13 protein-coding genes and 2 pseudogenes are annotated in these 16,974 nt (G+C 72.9%); 10 read left to right on the top strand and 5 right to left on the bottom strand.

The window, feature by feature from the left end; translation table 11 throughout:
- On the bottom strand, positions 1-1,659 hold the full coding sequence (locus tag ACNYC2_RS03095; protein ID WP_419705641.1) for an ABC transporter substrate-binding protein: 1,659 nt from the start codon (positions 1,657-1,659) through the stop codon (positions 1-3).
- Between the two features lie 149 nt (positions 1,660-1,808).
- Between ACNYC2_RS03095 and ACNYC2_RS03100 the strand changes: the two genes are divergently transcribed.
- The gene (locus ACNYC2_RS03100) at positions 1,809-3,140 is read left to right on the top strand and encodes an Nramp family divalent metal transporter (RefSeq protein ID WP_419705642.1); all 1,332 of its coding nucleotides are present in this window, start codon (positions 1,809-1,811) and stop codon (positions 3,138-3,140) included.
- A gap of 91 nt (positions 3,141-3,231) precedes the next feature.
- Here ACNYC2_RS03100 and ACNYC2_RS03105 read toward each other — a convergent pair whose 3' ends face one another.
- The gene (locus tag ACNYC2_RS03105; RefSeq protein ID WP_419705643.1) at positions 3,232-4,413 is read right to left on the bottom strand and encodes a glycosyltransferase; all 1,182 of its coding nucleotides are present in this window, start codon (positions 4,411-4,413) and stop codon (positions 3,232-3,234) included.
- Positions 4,414-4,765: 352 nt separating this feature from the next.
- Here ACNYC2_RS03105 and ACNYC2_RS03110 point away from each other — a divergent pair, with 352 nt between their 5' ends.
- The 3 genes and pseudogenes from ACNYC2_RS03110 (at position 4,766) to ACNYC2_RS03120 (ending at position 7,027) form a co-directional block, all read left to right on the top strand.
- On the top strand, positions 4,766-5,749 hold the full coding sequence (locus ACNYC2_RS03110; RefSeq protein WP_419705644.1) for an alpha/beta fold hydrolase: 984 nt from the start codon (positions 4,766-4,768) through the stop codon (positions 5,747-5,749).
- 179 nt (positions 5,750-5,928) lie between these two features.
- Positions 5,929-6,471: pseudogene (locus ACNYC2_RS03115) on the top strand (acyltransferase family protein); the annotation flags it as partial.
- Positions 6,472-6,586: 115 nt separating this feature from the next.
- Entirely contained in the window at positions 6,587-7,027 is a 441-nt protein-coding gene (locus ACNYC2_RS03120; protein WP_419707933.1) for a hypothetical protein, read from the top strand.
- Between the two features lie 25 nt (positions 7,028-7,052).
- Here ACNYC2_RS03120 and ACNYC2_RS03125 read toward each other — a convergent pair.
- A pseudogene (locus ACNYC2_RS03125) lies at positions 7,053-7,881 on the bottom strand (RDD family protein).
- A 68-nt stretch (positions 7,882-7,949) separates the two neighbouring features.
- Here ACNYC2_RS03125 and ACNYC2_RS03130 point away from each other — a divergent pair.
- From ACNYC2_RS03130 to ACNYC2_RS03155, 6 genes are all read left to right on the top strand, one after another.
- Positions 7,950-8,939: a stage II sporulation protein M gene (locus ACNYC2_RS03130; protein WP_419705645.1), complete on the top strand. Its 990-nt coding sequence runs from the start codon at positions 7,950-7,952 to the stop codon at positions 8,937-8,939.
- Between the two features lie 131 nt (positions 8,940-9,070).
- Entirely contained in the window at positions 9,071-10,288 is a 1,218-nt protein-coding gene (locus tag ACNYC2_RS03135) for a DUF7544 domain-containing protein (protein WP_419705646.1), read from the top strand.
- A 1-nt stretch (position 10,289) separates the two neighbouring features.
- Positions 10,290-10,913, top strand: coding sequence for a DUF4129 domain-containing protein (locus ACNYC2_RS03140; RefSeq protein WP_419705647.1), 624 nt, complete (start codon positions 10,290-10,292; stop codon positions 10,911-10,913).
- Positions 10,910-12,196, top strand: coding sequence for a DUF4350 domain-containing protein (locus ACNYC2_RS03145; RefSeq protein ID WP_419705648.1), 1,287 nt, complete (start codon positions 10,910-10,912; stop codon positions 12,194-12,196). Before ACNYC2_RS03140 ends, ACNYC2_RS03145 begins: the two co-directional genes overlap by 4 nt.
- A gap of 167 nt (positions 12,197-12,363) precedes the next feature.
- The gene (locus ACNYC2_RS03150) at positions 12,364-13,305 is read left to right on the top strand and encodes an AAA family ATPase (protein WP_419707761.1); all 942 of its coding nucleotides are present in this window, start codon (positions 12,364-12,366) and stop codon (positions 13,303-13,305) included.
- 10 nt (positions 13,306-13,315) lie between these two features.
- A complete protein-coding gene (locus ACNYC2_RS03155) occupies positions 13,316-14,668 on the top strand; it encodes a DUF58 domain-containing protein (RefSeq protein ID WP_419705649.1) in 1,353 nt (450 codons plus the stop codon).
- Here ACNYC2_RS03155 and ACNYC2_RS03160 read toward each other — a convergent pair.
- Both ACNYC2_RS03160 and ACNYC2_RS03165 read right to left on the bottom strand, forming a co-directional pair.
- The gene (locus ACNYC2_RS03160; protein ID WP_419705650.1) at positions 14,575-15,918 is read right to left on the bottom strand and encodes a glycosyltransferase; all 1,344 of its coding nucleotides are present in this window, start codon (positions 15,916-15,918) and stop codon (positions 14,575-14,577) included. The two genes, ACNYC2_RS03155 and ACNYC2_RS03160, sit on opposite strands and share 94 nt — an antisense overlap.
- Positions 15,915-16,841: a hypothetical protein gene (locus ACNYC2_RS03165; RefSeq protein WP_419705651.1), complete on the bottom strand. Its 927-nt coding sequence runs from the start codon at positions 16,839-16,841 to the stop codon at positions 15,915-15,917. The genes ACNYC2_RS03160 and ACNYC2_RS03165 overlap by 4 nt, the downstream gene beginning before the upstream one ends.
- Positions 16,842-16,974: the final 133 nt, after the last annotated feature.

Below are 16,974 nucleotides of genomic sequence, written 5' to 3' on the forward strand. Positions count from 1 at the left end.
TCAGCCTTCGCCTGCCTCGACGAACGCGGCGTGGCTGAGCCGCACCACGCCGTCGGCGTAGGTGGAGATGCCCGCGACCTCGTCGACGTAGCCCGTCAGGTTGCGGGTCCGGTACAGGTAGATGACCGGGTTGTCCTTCTGCACCTGCGTGACGACCTGGCCGTAGAGCTCTGCGCGCTCGGCGGGGTCGATGACGGTCGCGGCCTCGGTGAGCAGGTCGTCGACGTCGGGGTTGCTGTACCCCGAGTAGTTGTTCCCGGCCCCGGTGCTGAGGAAGTTGAACATGTTGCCGTGCGGGTCCACGCGGCCCGACCACCCGAGCTGCAGCAGGTCGAAGTCGCCCTGCTCCTGGACCTCCAGCAGCGAGGAGTACTCCACGGGCACGATCTCGAGGTCGAAACCGCCGTCGGCCACGGAGGCCTGGACCGCCTGCGCGAGGCGCAGGGTGTCGGGCGTGTTGGTCACCTTCATCTCGATCTCGTACGGCACGTCGGCGCCTGCCTCCTCCAGCAGGGCCTTGGCGCCCTCCGGGTCGTACTCCGGGCAGGCCTCGCTCGCGTCCGTGCTGAACGGGGACGCCGGGGAGATCGGCGAGCAGGCGGGGTCGAACCGGTCGTTGAACACGGACTTCACGAGCTGCTCGCGGTCCACCGCCATCGACAGCGCCTGGCGGACCCGGGGGTCGGTCGCGATCGGGGTGTCGATCTCGCCGGGCGGCGCGCCGACGCCGTCGGTGTTGCCGACGTTCACCGTCATCGCCTGGTAGCCCAGCGAGCCGACCTCGAGCACGCCCACGCCTCCGTCGGCCTCCAGCGCCGAGAGGTCCTGGGTCGAGATCGTGTCGGCGACCTGGACGTCGCCCGAGCGCAGGTTGGCGGCCCGGATGCTGGCGTCCGTGATGATCCGGTAGGTGATCGAGTCCAGGTGCACGTTGTCGGCGTCGTAGTACAGGGGGTCGCGCTCGACCGTGATGGACGTCTGCGGCACCCGCTCCACGAACTTGAACGCGCCCACGCAGACGGGGTGCTCGCCGAACTCGTCGCCCGTCTTCTCGAGCTCGGTCGGCGACATGATCATGCCCGCGCGGTCGGCGAGGACCGCGGCGATCGGCGCGAAGGGCGTCTCGTAGGCGATCTCGACCGTGTGCTCGTCCACGGCCGTCACCTCGGTGACGGGCCCCAGCTCGCTGCGCCGGGACGAGTCCTCCTTGGTGAGGTGGCGCTCGATCGACGTCTTCACGGCGTCGGCGTCGAACGGCGTCCCGTCGGCGAACCGCACGCCCTCCTTGAGCGGGAACGTGACGGTGCGGCCGTCCTCCGAGACCTCGGGGAGCTCGGTGGCCAGCATCGGGACGATCTCGCCCGCGGGGTCGATGTCGTAGAGCTTCTCGCACATCGTCTCCATGACGTAGCGCGTGTAGAGCGACGACGACGTTGTCGGGTCGAGCACGTCCGGCTCGGCCGACAGCGCCATCACGAGGTCGCCGCCCTCCTCGACGGCCTTGCCGTCGAGGCCGACGCCGGTGACGTCGGCCGCGTCCTCGGCGGGGCCCGCGCTCGTCTGCACCTCCTGGCAGCCGGACAGCACGAGGACCGCGGCGAGGAGGCCGGCGGCGGGGGCGAGTGGGCCGCGCAGCCGCGGCGGCGTGAGAGTGCGCACTGGAGAATCCAATCCGGGTCTGACAGGGACTATTGCATACAATCAGTGTCGAGCAAACGTGTCTGTATGCAATGTGTTGCGGTCCTGTTAAACCTCGTGCCGCGCGCGCATCCCTTTCCGGCGGGTGAAACCCTGGGTACAGTCTCGCCATGGAAAAGGACAATGAGGTCACTTCACAGGGGATGACCAAGGATCCGCCGTCGTCGGGCGAGCAGGCGGGGGCCGGGTACGACGGAACCCTCGAACGGCCGCGCTGGAAGATCATCGGCCCGGGCCTCGTCGTCGCGGCCACCGGCATCGGCGCCGGTGACCTCGTCGCCACGATGGTCGCGGGCAGCAACTACGGGTACGCCCTGCTCTGGGCGGTCATCCTCGGCGTCGTCGTGAAGATCGCCCTGGTCGAGGGCGCCGGGCGCTGGACGCTCGCGACCGGCCGCACCATCTTCGACGGCTGGAAGGGGCTCGGCCTGTGGGCCGTCGTCTACTTCGGCATCTACGTGGTGATCTGGGGCTTCAGCTACGGCGCCGCCGCGATGTCCGGCGTCGGCCTCGCGCTGAACGGGCTGTTCCCGGCGGTCGACGTGCGCTGGTGGGCGATGCTCTCCGGCGTCGCCGGCCTGCTGCTCGTCTGGTTCGGCAAGTACAAGCCGTTCGAGAACGTGATGGCGGTCCTCATCGGTGTCATGTTCGTGACCGTCGTGGGCTCGGCGGCGATGACGACGCCCAACCTCGGCGAGATCGCGGCGGGCCTCGTGCCGATCATCCCCGAGGGCGCGGTGCTGAACACGCTGGGCCTCGCGGGCGGCGTCGGCGGCACGATCACGCTGGCCGCCTACGGCTACTGGCTCACCGAGAAGGGGTGGGACACGCCCCGCTGGATGCGCGTGATGCGGCTCGACAACGCGTGGGCGTACGTCATGTCGGGCATCTTCGTGGTGTCCATGCTGATCGTGGGCTCGGAGCTGCTGTACTCCGCGGGCATGGCGGTGGCCGACGGCGAGGAGGGGCTCATCGACCTCGCCGACGTGCTCGCCCAGCGGTACGGGTCGTTCATGGCGCCGCTGTTCCTCGTCGGGTTCTTCGCCGCGACGTTCTCTTCGGTGCTCGGCGTCTGGCACGGGGTGTCGCTGATGTTCGCGGACTTCGTCGCCACGATGCGCAACCTGCCCGGCGACGACCGCCGTCGCGGCGCCGGCGGCACGTACTACCGGATCTACATCCTGTGGCTGACGTTCCCGCCGATGGCGCTGCTGTTCCTCGACAGGCCGATCCTGCTCGTCGTGCTCTACGGCGCGCTGGGCTCGCTGTTCATGCCGTTCCTCGCGCTGACGCTGCTGATCCTGATGAACTCGAAGGCGGTGCCGCTCCAGTGGCGCAACCGCTGGTGGGTCAACGTGATCCTCGCCCTGGTGGCCGTGATGTTCCTGTTCCTCGGCGGCAACGAGCTCATCAAGGTGGTCGCGCCGGTCTTCGGCGGCTGACCCCTGGATCCGCGAAGTAGAGCGTGTGTCCGAGACCGCAGGGGGTGAGCCCCGCGGTCTCGGACACACGCTCTACTTCGCAGAACCAGTTTCAGGCCGCGGTCTGCAGGCGGTTGTCGAGCACCTTGTCGTAGATGCCCTCGAACGCGTCGAGGGTCCCGTCCATCGCGTGCGCGGCCACGAGCTCACGGCTGGCCGCGCCCATGCGGTGGCGCAGGGCGGCGTCCGCCAGCAGGTCACCGAGCCGGTTCGCCAGCTCCCGCACGTCGCCAGGGGTGTAGAGCCAGCCGTTGATGCCGGGGCGCACCAGGTGCGGCAGGGCCATCGCGTCGGCGGCGACCACGGGGAGGCCCGACGACATCGCCTCGAGCGTGACGAGGCTCTGCAGCTCGGCGATGCCCGGCATGCAGAACACGTCGGCCTCGGAGTAGGCGGTGAGCAGCTCGTCGTCGGGCACGTACCCGCGGAACCGGACGCGGTGGGCGACGCCGGCCTTGGCGGCGAGCGCGGCCCACTCGTCGGCCTTGTTCCCGGTGCCGATGATCTCCAGCCGTCCCGGGAGGTTCTCCGGCAGCAGCGCGAAGGCCCGGATGATCTCGTCGACCCGCTTCTCCGGGTCCAGGCGCCCGACGAACAGGACGGTCGGCTCCGGCCGGTCCTCCCGGGTGCTGGTCGGGTAGTGGTCCGTGTCGATGCCGTTGGACACGGGGATCGCGTGCGTCAGGCCCGCGTGCTGTGCCAGCAGGTCGACGGCGCGGGGGGTCGGCGCCGTGACGACGTCGGCCTTCGCGTAGACGCGGCCGATGTCCCGCCAGAGCCAGCGGCCGACCGTGCGGTGCATCGAGCTGGGCACCAGCATGTAGCCCACCAGGTTCTCGGGCATGAGGTGGTTGGTGGCCACCAGGGGGATACCCGCCCGGTGCGTGGCGGCGACCAGCGAGCGGCCCACGATGAAGCTGCCGTTGGTGTGCACGACGTCGGGCCGTACCTCGTCGATGATCTCCGAGACCGCGCGGTGCGTCTCCCACGGCAGCGAGATCTGCAGGTTGTGGTGCGTCGGGTAGCGGCTGGAGCGCAGGCCGTGCAGGACGACTCCGTCGAGCACCTCGCGCACGGGACGACCGGTCGGCGAGGGGGCGACGACGTGGACTTCGTAACCCCGGCGGGCCAGGCCCGTGGCCAGGCTCCCGGCGAACCGGGCGGCGCCGTTCACAGCGGGCGGGTAGGTGTCCGCGCCGATCAGGATCGTGCGGCGGGTGTCGGGCAGGTTCACTGAGCTGTACCTCTCGATGGTCCGGTAAGTCTCGAAGTGGTCGTGCGCGCCGCGTGGCCCGTCTCGGAGCTGGGGGTCCGTCGAGCTCGGTGGCGCAGGAACAGGACGCGGTCGCGGTGGAGCGACGGGCGGTGGAGGTCCGTGCCCACACGCTCCCTCACGACGGCGGTACCGGCGAGCGGTACGGTGCCGGGCTCGTCGAGGGCGACCGCTGTGGCTTGCATGGACCAACCGTGGCGTAAGAAGGGTCTTCACCGCCACCGGGTTTCCCCCCGGAAACGACATGGGGGTTTACCCCCATCTTTCGTGAACGTGTCCCCCGGATGTCGTCGGCATGCTTAAGGTCAGCGCGATGAACACCGACACGCCTTCGCAGCACCCGGCGCCGACACCGCACACGAGCCCGCGCCGGCCGGCGGACGAGGCGCCCTACGCGGCCCTCGTCGCGGGCACGCCCGTGCGCGACGCGGACCGTGAGGTCGGCGGGGTCCGGGCCCATGTCCGGGTGTACGGCGACCCTGCGGCACCGCAGCGGCTGGTCTTCCTGCACGGGTTCCGGGGCGATCACCACGGCCTGGAGCTGATCGTGGCGCACCTCCTGCGGCAGCGCCCTGACCTGCAGGTTGTGGTGCCTGACCTGCCCGGATTCGGTGCTTCGGCACCGCTCGGGAAGGGGCGGCACGACGTAGCGGGCTATGCGGCCTGGACCGCCGAGCTGCTGGCCGCCGTCGCGCCGGAGGGTGACGCGGTGCTCGCCGGGCACTCCTTCGGGTCGATCGTCGCGGCGGCCACCCTGGCCGGCGACGACGCACCCCGGGTGCGCGGGCTCGTGCTGGTCAACCCGATCGCCACGGCCGCGCTCGAGGGACCGCGACGCGCGCTGAGCGCCGTGACGGTCGGCGTGCACCGGCTCGCCGCCGCGCTGCCGGAGGCCGTCGGAACCGGGCTGCTCCGTCACCCGATGTTCACCCGCGTGGCGAGTGTGGCGATGGTCACTACGGACGACCGTGCACTGCGGCGCTGGATCCACGCCGAGCACGACAGGTACTTCTCCGGGTTCGCCGACCGGCGCACGCTGCTCGAGGCCTTCCACGCCTCGGTCGGGACCGACGTCGCCGGCTACGCCCCCGCCATCGGCGTGCCGACGCTCCTGGTCGCGTCCGAGAACGACGACGTCGCCCCGCTGCCCTCGCAGCGCGTGCTGGAGCTGGCGTTCCCGCGCGCCCGGCTCTCCGTCGTCCCGAAGGTGGGGCACCTGGCCCACTACGAGGCGCCCGACGTCGTCGCGGACCGGACCGCCGAGTTCCTCGCCACGCTGGAGGCCGCGCCGCGCTGACCGCGCCCGGGCAGGGATGAGAGCTGAGCGGCAGTTTGATAAGGTGAAATTGACCGTTATCTTTCTGTGACCTAGGGTCTGCGGCGATGACGACGAGCAGCCAGCCAGCCACCGTGTCAGAGGCAACCCCCGTCACCACGAGTGACGAGGGCCGGAGACCGCCCGGCCGGCTCGTGGGGATGGACGGCCTGCGCTTCGGCGCGGCGGCCGCGGTGCTGCTCTACCACTTCACGGCGACGTCGACGGTGACCAGCTACTGGGGCGTCGACCCGGCGGACGCGTTCCCGCTGCTCAACGAGGTCACGCGGTACGGCTGGCTCGCGGTCGAGCTGTTCTTCATGATCTCCGGGTTCGTGATCCTGCTCAGCGCCGACGGCCGCGGTATCGCGGGCTTCGTCGCCTCGCGCGTGGGCAGGCTCTTCCCGGCCTACTGGGCCTGCATAGTGCTGACGGCGGGCCTGCAGCAGTTCTGGTCGGGCGGACGCCGGACGTCGCTGACCGAGACGCTGGTCAATCTGACGATGGTGCAGGACCTGTTCGAGGTGACGGGCGTCCAGGTCGTGTTCTGGACCCTGCTGGTGGAGCTCAAGTTCTACCTGCTCGTGTTCGTGGTGCTGGCGTTCGGACCGCTCACCCGCAACCGGGTGCTCGCGTTCGCCACGCTCTGGCCGCTGGTCGGCTGGGCCGCGCAGGATCTCGGCGCGCACTGGCTCGCCGACCTGCTGGTGCCGGACTACGCCCCGTACTTCGCCGTCGGCATGCTGCTGTTCCTCGTGTACCGCGACGGCTTCGACCTGGTCAGCAGCGTGCTGCTCGCCGGGGGGAGTCGCCCTGTGCATGGTGCGCGTCGTCGAGGCCGCCGGCCGGGCGTCCGACCTGCAGGGTGTGCCGGTGAGCCCGGTGGTCAGCGTGCTGCTCGTGCTGGCGTGCGTCGTGGCGGTCTGGGCGACGACGCTCCCGGGCCGGACGGTCCCGCCCCGGCGGCTGGCGGCGGCCCTCGGCACCGTCGGCGGCCTGACCTATCCCGTCTACCTGGTGCACACGCAGTTCGGTTACGCGGTGATCGACGTGCTGGCCCACGAGACCACTCACACCGTCGCGCTCTTCGCCGCCGGCGCGCTGAGCCTCGGCCTGGCTTTCGCGATCCACTACGGCGTCGAGCGGCCGACGTCGGCCCGGCTGCGCCGGGCGGTGCAGGCCGGGCTGCTCCGCGCCGGGGACGCGGTGCGCTCGCTGTTCTCGAGGCTGTCGGACGCTCAGGCCACCCGGCTCACGTGACCCCGCCTCGTTCGTCGAGGACCGATCAGCGCGGCGGGTCCGGCACCGCGAACGGCAGGCGGTGGAGCAGCTCCGACTGCTCCTCTGCCCGCTTGCGCTCCCGCTGCCCGGCGACGAGCTCGCGCTCGCGGCGTTCGGCGAGGACGGCGTGCAGGAACGCCTCCGGGTGGGTTCCGGGCGGCGGCCCGGGGGGCCACGTAGCGCTCGATCTGCCCGGCCAGGTCGTCGCCGAGCCGGGCCCGCGACTCGGGTGCGAGGCGGGCGGCCCGCCCCAGGAGCTGCCGGGCGGCCAGGGCGAGCCCGTCGGGCAGGCGGCGCATGTCGGCGGTGTGCGCCCACGCCGCCAGGGACTGGGGCATGACGATCGGCGCCGACAGCTGCTTGCCGCCGCGCACCCGCACCGCGTACGTGCCCGCGGCGATGTCGCCGAGGCGCTTGCCCTTCGCGTTGGCCAGCGAGGCGATGGCTGCGATACCGCCGAACGTGAGCCACAGCTCGATCACCCCGACCAGGGCACGCACCAGCGCGTGCCGGAACCGGACCGGGCCGCCGTCGTCGCGCACCACGCGGATGCCGCACGCGAGCTTGCCGAGCGACCGGCCGCGCGACAGCGTCTCGACGGTGACGGGTATGGCCACCATGACCGCGACGTTCGCGAGGATGTAGACCACCGTCGCGACGTCCTCGCCCAGCACGGCGTTCTCGAGGAACCAGATGCCGCCGATGACCAGTGCGGCCACGATGACCGCGCCGATCACCAGGAAGTCGAGCATGGCGCCCATCGCGCGCGTGATGAACGACGCCGGGCGCGCATCCAGCACCACGCCCTCGCCGATGACTATGCCGTCCTGCACGGTTCCTCCGGTCGGGTCGCAGGGCCTTCGAGAGCCACGCCGTAACTCCTGTGCGGCAGACTACCGCCGTGGACATCGACGCCTTCACCGCCGTGCACGCCGCAGAGTGGGACCGCCTCAAGGAGCTCTCGTCCCGCCGCCGCCTGGACGGCGCCGAGTCCGACGAGCTGGTGCGTCTGTACCAGTCGGTGGCCACGCACCTCTCGACGGTCCGGTCGGCCGCGCCCGACCCGGCGCTGGTCACGCGGCTGTCGGACGTGCTGAACCGGGCACGCACCCGCATCGCGGGGACGCACGAACCTGCCTGGCGCGAGGTGGTGCGGTTCGCGGTGGTCTCACTGCCCGCCGCGTTCTACCGGATCCGCTGGTGGTCGCACGCCGTGACGGCGGCCTGCCTGCTCGTCGCGACAGTCGCAGGCGTCTACATCGCCTCCGACGCCGACGCGATGAACACGATGATGACGCCCGCCGCGCAGGAGGAGTACGTGAACAACGCGTTCGCCTCCTACTACGAGCCGGGCATCGGGTTCGCCGCCGTGGTGGGGACCAACAACGCGTGGATCGCCGCGCAGGCCATCGGCGGCGGGATCACCGGGTTCTACCCCCTCCTGGTGCTCTGGCAGAACGCGGTCCAGATCGGCGCCACCGGCGGCATGATGGCCGCCCACGGCGAGCTCGACCTGTTCCTCACGCTCATCGCTCCGCACGGCCTGCTCGAGCTGACCTGCATCTTCGTCTCGGGAGCCGCAGGCCTGCGGCTGTTCTGGACCCTGGTGGACCCCGGTCACCGCAGGCGGTCCGTCGCCATGGCCGCCGAGGGGCGCGCCCTGATCACGATGGTCATCGGGCTCGCGGCGGCGCTCGGCGTCTCCGCGCTCGTGGAGGGCTTCGTCACCGGATCGGCGATGTACTGGTGGCTCAAGATAGTGATCGGCGCGATCGTGCTCGCCGGGTTCTGGACCTACGTGTACGTCCTGGGCCGCCGGGCCGTCCGTGCCGGGGCCACCGGCGACCTCGCCGAGCACGACGCGGGCGCCACCGTCGTCACCGCCGGCTGACGGTGGTCACGGCTGGGTGACAGTTGCGCGGCGCCCCGCCGTGCCGAGCGAATTCGGGGCCCGCTGTCAGCGACGCGTACTAGGGTTGCGGCGCAGGCACGACTTGAGACGACACCCGGGAGCACGCCCCCATGACGACGCCCGAGAGCGCACCCGACCAGCCGGCGCAGCCGACGCCCCCGCAGCCCGGAGCTTCCCAGCCCGCCGGCTGGGGCGAGCCGCCGCGGTACGGGCAGTACGCGCCCGGGTACGACCCGGCAGCGGCTCCCGCGCCTGCCCAGCCGCAGTACGGCACGCCGCAGTACGGGACCCCCCAGGGTGGGCAGGCGGCGCAGTACGGCCAGAGCCAGTACGGGCAGCACTCCCCGTACTCCGCGCAGGTCCCGGGCTACCACCCGCCGGCGGACAAGCCCGGCATCGTGCCCCTGCGCCCGCTCAGCCTCGGCGAGCTGTACGACGGCGCGTTCGGCGCCGTCCGGCACAACCCGGGCGTGACGCTCGGCCTGACGGCGGTCATCGTCGTCGCGGCCGTCGCGGTCGGCACGCTGATCAGCATCCCGCTCACCACGCTCTTCACCGACCTGTTCGGCGGCCTGTTCGCCGAGGTCGGGACCGACCCCGCCTTCGAGGAGCTCGGCTTCACGCAGGAGATCCTCGGCGTGACCTACGGCTCGGCGATCGGCACCGGCATGCTGCTCACGCTGGCCACCCCGCTCGCCATGGGCGTCATGGCCATCTCCGTCAGCGACTCCGTCATCGGACGCAAGATCTCCGTGTCCGACGCGTGGAGCCGTACCGTCAAGCGCGCGTGGTTCCTGATCGGGTTCTCCCTCCTGAGCATGCTCGTGGTCCTCGTCGCGTACGCGCTGGCCACCGGCATCGTGGTCGGTCTCTTCCTCATCGACCCGACGGTCGGCGTGATCGGCATCTTCCTCGTGCTCGCGGCGCTCCTGGTGGGTGCCGTGTGGGTGTTCACCCGCGTCATCCTGATCCCGCCGGCGCTCGCGGTGGAGGGCGGCGGGTTCTGGGAGACGTGCCGGCGCGCGTGGAAGCTGACCCGGGGCACGTTCTGGCGGGTGCTCGGCATCTACCTGCTGACCTCCCTCATCCTCGGGATCATCGGCCAGGTGGTCGCGGTGCCGGTCAGCCTCCTCCTGAGCCTGTCCATGGTGATGCAGAGCGGCGCGGGCCTGGCGGTCAGCTACGGCATCACCTACGTCATCACCGGCGGTATGAGCGTGCTGTTCCTCGGCGGCGTCATCGCCCTGCTCTACATCGACACCCGGATGCGACGCGAAGGACTGGACGTGCAGCTGCAGGCCGCGGCCGCTGCCGCGGCGGACAAGTGACATGAGGGCTGATCTGCCCGTCGTCCCGGACCGGGACACCGCACGTGAATGGCTCAGCAGCGAGCTGCAGCGGCCCGAGTACGCGGAGCGCGAGTCGCTGCTGCAGCGCCTGATCAACTGGGTGCTGGAGTGGTTCCAGGGCATCGAGTGGCCCGCCACGTCGATGTCCGGCCCACAGCTGGGCATCGTCGTCGCGGTGATCGCGGCGGTGGTGCTCCTGATCGCCTGGCTCGTCGCCGGGCCGGTGCAGCTCGGGCGCAACCGCGCGCGTTCGGCCGAGGTGCTCGACACCGACGACGCCCGCACGGCCGCGCAGATGCGTGCGGCGGCCGACGCGGCGGCGGCGTCGGGCGACTGGCGGACGGCGTCCGTCGAGCGCTTCCGCGCAGTTGTCCGCTCCATGGAGGAACGAGTGATCATCGAGCCGCGACCCGGCCGCACGGCCCAGGAGGCCGCGGCCGACGCAGGCCTGCGCCTGCCGGCCCAGGCCGCCGGCCTGCACTCGGGTGCCGACGTGTTCGACGGCGTCGAGTACGGCGACCGGGTCGCCACGGCGGCGGACGACGCCGACCTGCGCGCGCTCGACGCCGCGGTCACCGCCGCCCGCCCAGAGGTCGCCGCATGACGTCGCTGCCGCCCGACCTCGCGCCCGCACCGCCCACCCCGCCCACGGCGGTGTCCGGCGCGCCCGCGGGCCCGGCGAACGATGCTCCGGTGGTGATCGGCGACGACACGACCGGCCGGTCCCGTGCCGCGAGCAGGTGGCGCCGGATCCGCTGGCCGCTCACGGTCCTCTTCGTGATCGCCCTGCTCGTCGCGTTCCTCGCGGTGGTGCGCCCGGCGACGTCGGCCGCCCCGTACGCCCCGGACAACCCGGAGGGCGACGGCGGCATGGCCGTGGCCGAGGTGCTGAAGGACCAGGGCGTGCGGGTCACCCACGTGACCAGGGTGGCCGACGCCGTCGCGGCCGCGGGCCCGGACAGCACCCTCCTGATCGCGCCGAACCCCTCGTTCTTCGCGGCCGACCAGATCTCGGCGCTGAACCGCACGGGTGCCGACCTCGTGGTGCTCGAACCGGACTTCGACATGGTCGGGGCGATCAGCCGGAACATGCTCGAGTCCACGTACGGCGAGTCGGGAGACCCGGTCGCTCCCCAGTGCGACGACCCGACGGCGCGGGCGGCGGGTGAGCTCGCGCTGCGGCCCGGCCTGACCGAGGCGTCCACCGGCGCCGACCGTCCGCGCCCCACCCTGTGCTGGCCCGACGGCCTGGGCGGCTACGCCTACGCACGCCTGGAGTTCCCGGACCGGTCGGTGACAGTGGTCTCCGACTCCGCGGTGCTCCTCAACGGCGGGGTCCTGGACGAGGGCAACGCGGCGCTCGCCCTGCGGATGCTGGGCGAGCACGAGGACCTGGTGTGGCTGGTGCCGGACCCGATGGACGTCAGCACCGGCGACGACGAGCCCACACCCGCCGAACGCGGCCAGGTCAACGCGCTGATGCCGCCGGGCTCCGCGCCCGTCGCCCTGATCGCCGTGCTCGCGGCCGTGCTGCTCGCCCTGTGGCGCGTCCGCCGCATGGGGCCGCTGGTCGTCGAGGACCTGCCCGTGCTCGTGCGGTCGGCCGAGGCCACCCGTGGCCGCGCCCGGCTGTACCGGGCGGCGCGCGCCCGCGGGCACGCCGCCGCGGGCCTGCGCGCCTCGGCCGCCGACCGGGTCGCCACTCGCCTCGGCCTTGCCCGCTCGTCCGATGCCAACACCGTGGTCGACGCCGTAGTGGCCGCGACCAACCGCCCGTCGCAGCAGGTGGCAGACCTGCTCTACGGCCCACCCCCCGCTGACGACGCCGCGCTCGCCGAGCTCGCGCGCCGACTCGACATCCTGGAGAGCGAGGTCCACCGACCGTGACCGAACCAGCCTTCCCCCACCAGAGCGCAGCTCAGCCCACACCTCAGACCGCTGAGCCGGCTCCGCAGCCGAGCGCCCAGCAGGCCCCGACTGCACCCGCCCCGGCGGCACCCGCCCCGGCGGCGCCCGCCCCGCAGACCGCCCCGCCCACCGCCCCGTCGCAGGAGCTGCGCTCCGCCCTGGCGGCGGTCCGTACGGAGGTGGGCAAGGCCGTCGTCGGGCAGGACGCCGCGGTGACGAGCCTGCTCATCGCGCTGCTGTGCCAGGGCCACGTGCTCCTGGAGGGTGTGCCGGGCGTCGCCAAGACGCTGCTGGTCCGCACCCTCGCGGCGGCCCTGAAGCTGGACACCAAGCGCATCCAGTTCACGCCCGACCTCATGCCGGGTGACGTGACGGGCTCGCTCGTCTACGACGCGCGGACCGCCGAGTTCTCGTTCCGCGAGGGCCCGGTGTTCACCAACCTGGTGCTGGCGGACGAGATCAACCGCACGCCCCCCAAGACCCAGGCGTCCCTGCTGGAGGCGATGGAGGAGCGGCAGGTGTCGGTGGACGGCACGGCGCGTCCGCTGCCCGACCCGTTCCTGGTGATCGCCACCCAGAACCCCGTCGAGTACGAGGGCACCTACTCGCTGCCCGAGGCCCAGCTCGACCGGTTCCTGCTCAAGCTCGTACTGCCCCTGCCCGAACGCGAGCAGGAGGTGGAGGTCCTTGCCCGGCACGCGGCCGGCTTCGACCCGCGCAACCTCGCCGCGGCCGGCGTCACCCCGGTCGCCGACGCCACCGTCCTGGAGCGGGCGCGCGCCGAGGTGGCCCGCGTCCAGGTGTCGCGCGAGGTGCTCGGCTACGCCGTGGACGTCTGCCGTGCCACGCGCTTCTCGCCCTCGCTCTCGCTCGGCGTCTCGCCGCGTGGCGCCACCGCGCTGCTGCGCACGGCGCGGGCGTGGGCCTGGCTGTCGGGCCGCTCCTTCGTGACCCCCGACGACATCAAGGCGCTCGCCCACCCGACGCTGCGGCACCGTGTGCAGCTGCGCGCGGAGGCCGAGCTCGAGGGTGTCACCGCCGAGGGCGTGCTGGACACGGTGCTGGCCTCCGTGCCCGTGCCGCGCTGAGGCCGCGCGCATGGTCGTGACGTGGCGGGCCGCCGCCCTGATGGGGCTCGGCGTGGTTCCGGTGCTGCTCCTCCCGGCGAACGGGACGGTGCTCGTCTGGGCGACGGTGGTCGTCCTGGCCTGCGTCGTCGACGCCGTGCTGGCCGCCTCGCCGCGACGGGTGGCGGTGCAGCGTCGGGTGCCGGGCTCTGTCCGGCTGCGCTCCGAGGCCACCAGCGAGCTGGTGGTCCGCAACGCCTCCGGACGGCGGCTGCGCGCAGTGGTCCGGGACGCGTGGGGGCCGTCGGCCGGCGCGGGTCAGGGCAGGGGGAGGACCGAGCGGGTGCGTCCGGCGTCGGGCGGATCGGGTCGCCACCACGTGGACCTGCCCGCCGGTGAGGCCGCTCGCCTGCCCACCACCCTCGTGCCGACCCGTCGCGGCGACCGCACGGCCGGCGGGGTGACGATCCGCAGCCTCGGCCCGCTCGGTCTGGCGGGCCGCCAGGTGACCCTGCCCGTACCGGGCCGCCTGCGGGTGCTGCCGGAGTTCGCGAGCCGCAAGCACCTGCCGTCGCGCCTGGCGCGGCTGCGGGAGATGGACGGCCGCGCGGCGGTGCAGATCCGCGGCGAGGGCACGGAGTTCGACTCGCTGCGCGAGTACGTGGTGGGTGACGACGTCCGCTCGATCGACTGGCGCGCCACCGCCCGGCGCCGCGAGGTCGTGGTGCGCACGTGGCGTCCCGAGCGGGACCGGCGGGTGCTGATCGTGCTGGACACGGGGCGTACGTCCGCCGCCCGGGTGGGTGCCGCCGACTCCACCGGCGCGCCCCGGCTGGACGCCAGCATCGAGGCGGCACTGCTGCTCGCGGCGCTGGCCGGCCACGCGGGCGACCGCGTGGAGCTCGTGGCGTTCGACCGCACGGTGCGCTCCCGCGTGGTGGGCGCCGCCGGTCCGCGGCTCATGCCCGCGATGGCGGAGTCGCTGGCCACCGTCGAACCGGTGCTCCTGGAGACCGACTGGCCGGGCGTGGTGACGCAGGTCCGCACGCGCATGACGCAGCGCGCGCTCGTGGTGCTGCTGACGACTCTCGACCCGGCGGCGGTGGAGAACGGCCTGCTGCCGGTGGTCGACCAGCTCGCGCGCGACCACACCGTGGTCGTCGCCTCCGTCGCGGACGAGGAGGTGGCCGGGCTGCGCGCCGGCCGCGACACGGTCGCCGAGGTGTACGACGCAGCGGCCGCCGCGCGCGGAGACCTGGAGCGCACGGCGGTGACGACGATGCTGCGCCGCTACGGGGCCGACGTCGTCGAGGCGTTGCCGGACGACCTGGCCCCGCGCCTGGCGGACGAGTACCTGGCGCTCAAGGCGGCGGGCCGGCTCTGAGGGCGGTGCGCGGCCGCACCCGGGGCCTGGCTTGTACCCAGGGCCTCCGCGTAGACCGCCAGCAGGCGCTCGGTCTGGGCCGACTGGAGCAGGCCGGTCGAGAACGAGCGCGGCACCCGCGGGCCGTCCTGCGCACGGACGGCCCGCGCGGCGGAGTCGAGGACCTGGGCCAGCGCGCCCGGCTCGGGGCCCTCGGCGCACCAGACCCACGGCGCGGCGTCGCCCCCCAGCTCGTCGGCGATCGCGCGGTCGCACACCACTGTCGGGACGCCGAGGGCGAGGGCTTCGTAGACCGTCATGCCTTGCGTCTCGAACCCGCGGGACGTCTGGACCAGCAGGTCCGCTGACGCGATGGCGCGGAGCGCCTCCGTGTGGTCGACGGCGCCGTGCAGCCGGACCCGGTCCGTCAGCCCGAGCGCCCGCACCTGGCGTCGCGCGCGGTCGAACAGCGTGCCGGTGCCGTACAGGTCCGCCTCGATGTGCCGGTCCGTGGCCGCGATCGCCTCGATGAGCTCCAGCGGGCGCTTCTCCGCGCTGAACCGCCCGAGCCACACGAGACGGACCTGGTCGTCCTGTCCCGGGCGGTCGTCCTGCCGGGGGCCACGTCCGCCGGAGGCGGCGACGTCGTCGTCATGGACCCCCGTGGGGATGACGGCGGTGACGGGCAGGCCGGCCTCCCGGAGCCGGGCGGCGAAGTGGCCGCTGGGCGCGACCACGGCGTCTGCGCCGGAGGCGAGCGCGCGCAGGTAGTCGTAACCGCTGCCGTGCCCGGACCGCCGGGCGCGGTCCCCGGTCGCCTGGCGCTGCCATGCGGCGACGGTGCGGAGGCCGAGCCCGGCCGCCGGTCCGGCGACCGCCCGGAACGAGGCGTCGACGTTGGTGTGCGTCGTGAGCACGAGCGGGAGCCGGTGCCGCGCCGCGTACCGCTTGCCGAGCCAGGCACCCCAGAAGTCGCCCTGCAGGTGGACGACGTCGACCGGGCCGCGGGCCTCGAGCGCACTGTCCACCCTGGCGTCCGTCCTGCGCGAGGGCAGGACGGCGGAGTACTGGCCCCGCGCGACGGTCAGGGCGGGCAGGGCGACGACGCCGGGGTCGTCGCTGCCGCCTGCCGGATCCTGCGGGGCGACGATCGTCACGGTGTGCCCGGCGCGTTCCAGGAACGTGCGCTGGAGGAGGACCGACGCCTGGGCGCCCCCGAGGGTACGCGGGTGCTGGTCGGTGAAGAAGCAGATGTGCAGGCCGTCCGTCACGGCCGGCTCGTCTCGAGGAGGAGGGCCTCGACCGGTGTGGCGCGGGTGGTCGCGTCGGGGTGGTGCTTGGCCAGGGTGATGACACCGGCGACGGCCGCAGCGGTCGCGGCGCCCATCACGAGCCAGAGGCCGAACGGGGTGTGCGCGCCCTCGCCGAGGAGCACCGCGCCGAGCAGCACGGCGACGATCGGGTCGACCACGGTCAGGGAGGCGACGACGACCGCGGGGGCACCCGCCGCGTAGGCCTGCTGGACGAGCCAGCCGCCACCCACGGTGACGCAGAGGATCACGGCGCCGGCGAGGAGCGTCCCGGTGTCGAGCAGCTCGGCCTCGCCGGACGTGACGCTCAGGGAGACGGCTCGGACCAGGGCCGAGACGAGGCCGAAGGCGGTGGCCGCCGCGGTGGCGTACGCGACGCAGCGCAGCCAGCCGCGTGCGGCCAGCCCGGCGAACGTCAGCAGCACGACCAGGGCGGCGACCACCAGGCAGGCCGCCACGACCGCCGAGCCCTGGGGCGGGTGGCTCGTCACGGAGCCGGCCGAGACGATCACGAACGACACGACGCCGGTCACGGCGAGGGCCGCTCCGATCACCACCCCGCGGGGCGGCCGGAGCCGCACGCGTGCGGCGGTGAGCAGCACGGCGATGGGGACGGCGAGCACGCCGACGGGCTGGACCACCCGGAGGGGCGCGAGCAGCAGGGCGATCGCGTGCAGCAGGACCGCGAGACCGCCGAGCGCTATGCCCGCCTGCCAGCGTCGTTGCTTGACGACGCTGAGCAGGCCGCGCATCGTCAGGTGTCCGTCCGCCTGCTTGTCCGACACCGCGTGGTGCTGCAGCGTGGCGCTGGCGGCGAAGAGCATGGCGTCGATGAGGGCCAGGCCGACGGCGACGCACGTGACGAGCGTGACGGTGCCGTTCACGCTCCGCTCCCGGTGCGGGTTTCCTGGTTCATGGCCGTTGAGCCTAGGGGCTCGATACGGGCGTCCGGCTTCGCACTGGTGAACGTGGGGTGTCGATCCGGGCTCAACGCGGTCATGGGAAGACTATGGCGGA

It is taken from the genome of Promicromonospora sp. NFX87 (genome assembly GCF_048564965.1).
GTDB lineage: Bacteria > Actinomycetota > Actinomycetes > Actinomycetales > Cellulomonadaceae > Promicromonospora.

Coding starts and splice junctions, on each gene's coding strand:
- ACNYC2_RS03100 (WP_419705642.1), top strand. CDS start 1,809: ATGGAAAAGGACAATGAGGTCACTTCACAGGGGATGACCAAGGATCCG.
- ACNYC2_RS03110 (WP_419705644.1), top strand. CDS start 4,766: ATGAACACCGACACGCCTTCGCAGCACCCGGCGCCGACACCGCACACG.
- ACNYC2_RS03120 (WP_419707933.1), top strand. CDS start 6,587: ATGGTGCGCGTCGTCGAGGCCGCCGGCCGGGCGTCCGACCTGCAGGGT.
- ACNYC2_RS03135 (WP_419705646.1), top strand. CDS start 9,071: ATGACGACGCCCGAGAGCGCACCCGACCAGCCGGCGCAGCCGACGCCC.
- ACNYC2_RS03140 (WP_419705647.1), top strand. CDS start 10,290: ATGAGGGCTGATCTGCCCGTCGTCCCGGACCGGGACACCGCACGTGAA.
- ACNYC2_RS03145 (WP_419705648.1), top strand. CDS start 10,910: ATGACGTCGCTGCCGCCCGACCTCGCGCCCGCACCGCCCACCCCGCCC.
- ACNYC2_RS03155 (WP_419705649.1), top strand. CDS start 13,316: ATGGTCGTGACGTGGCGGGCCGCCGCCCTGATGGGGCTCGGCGTGGTT.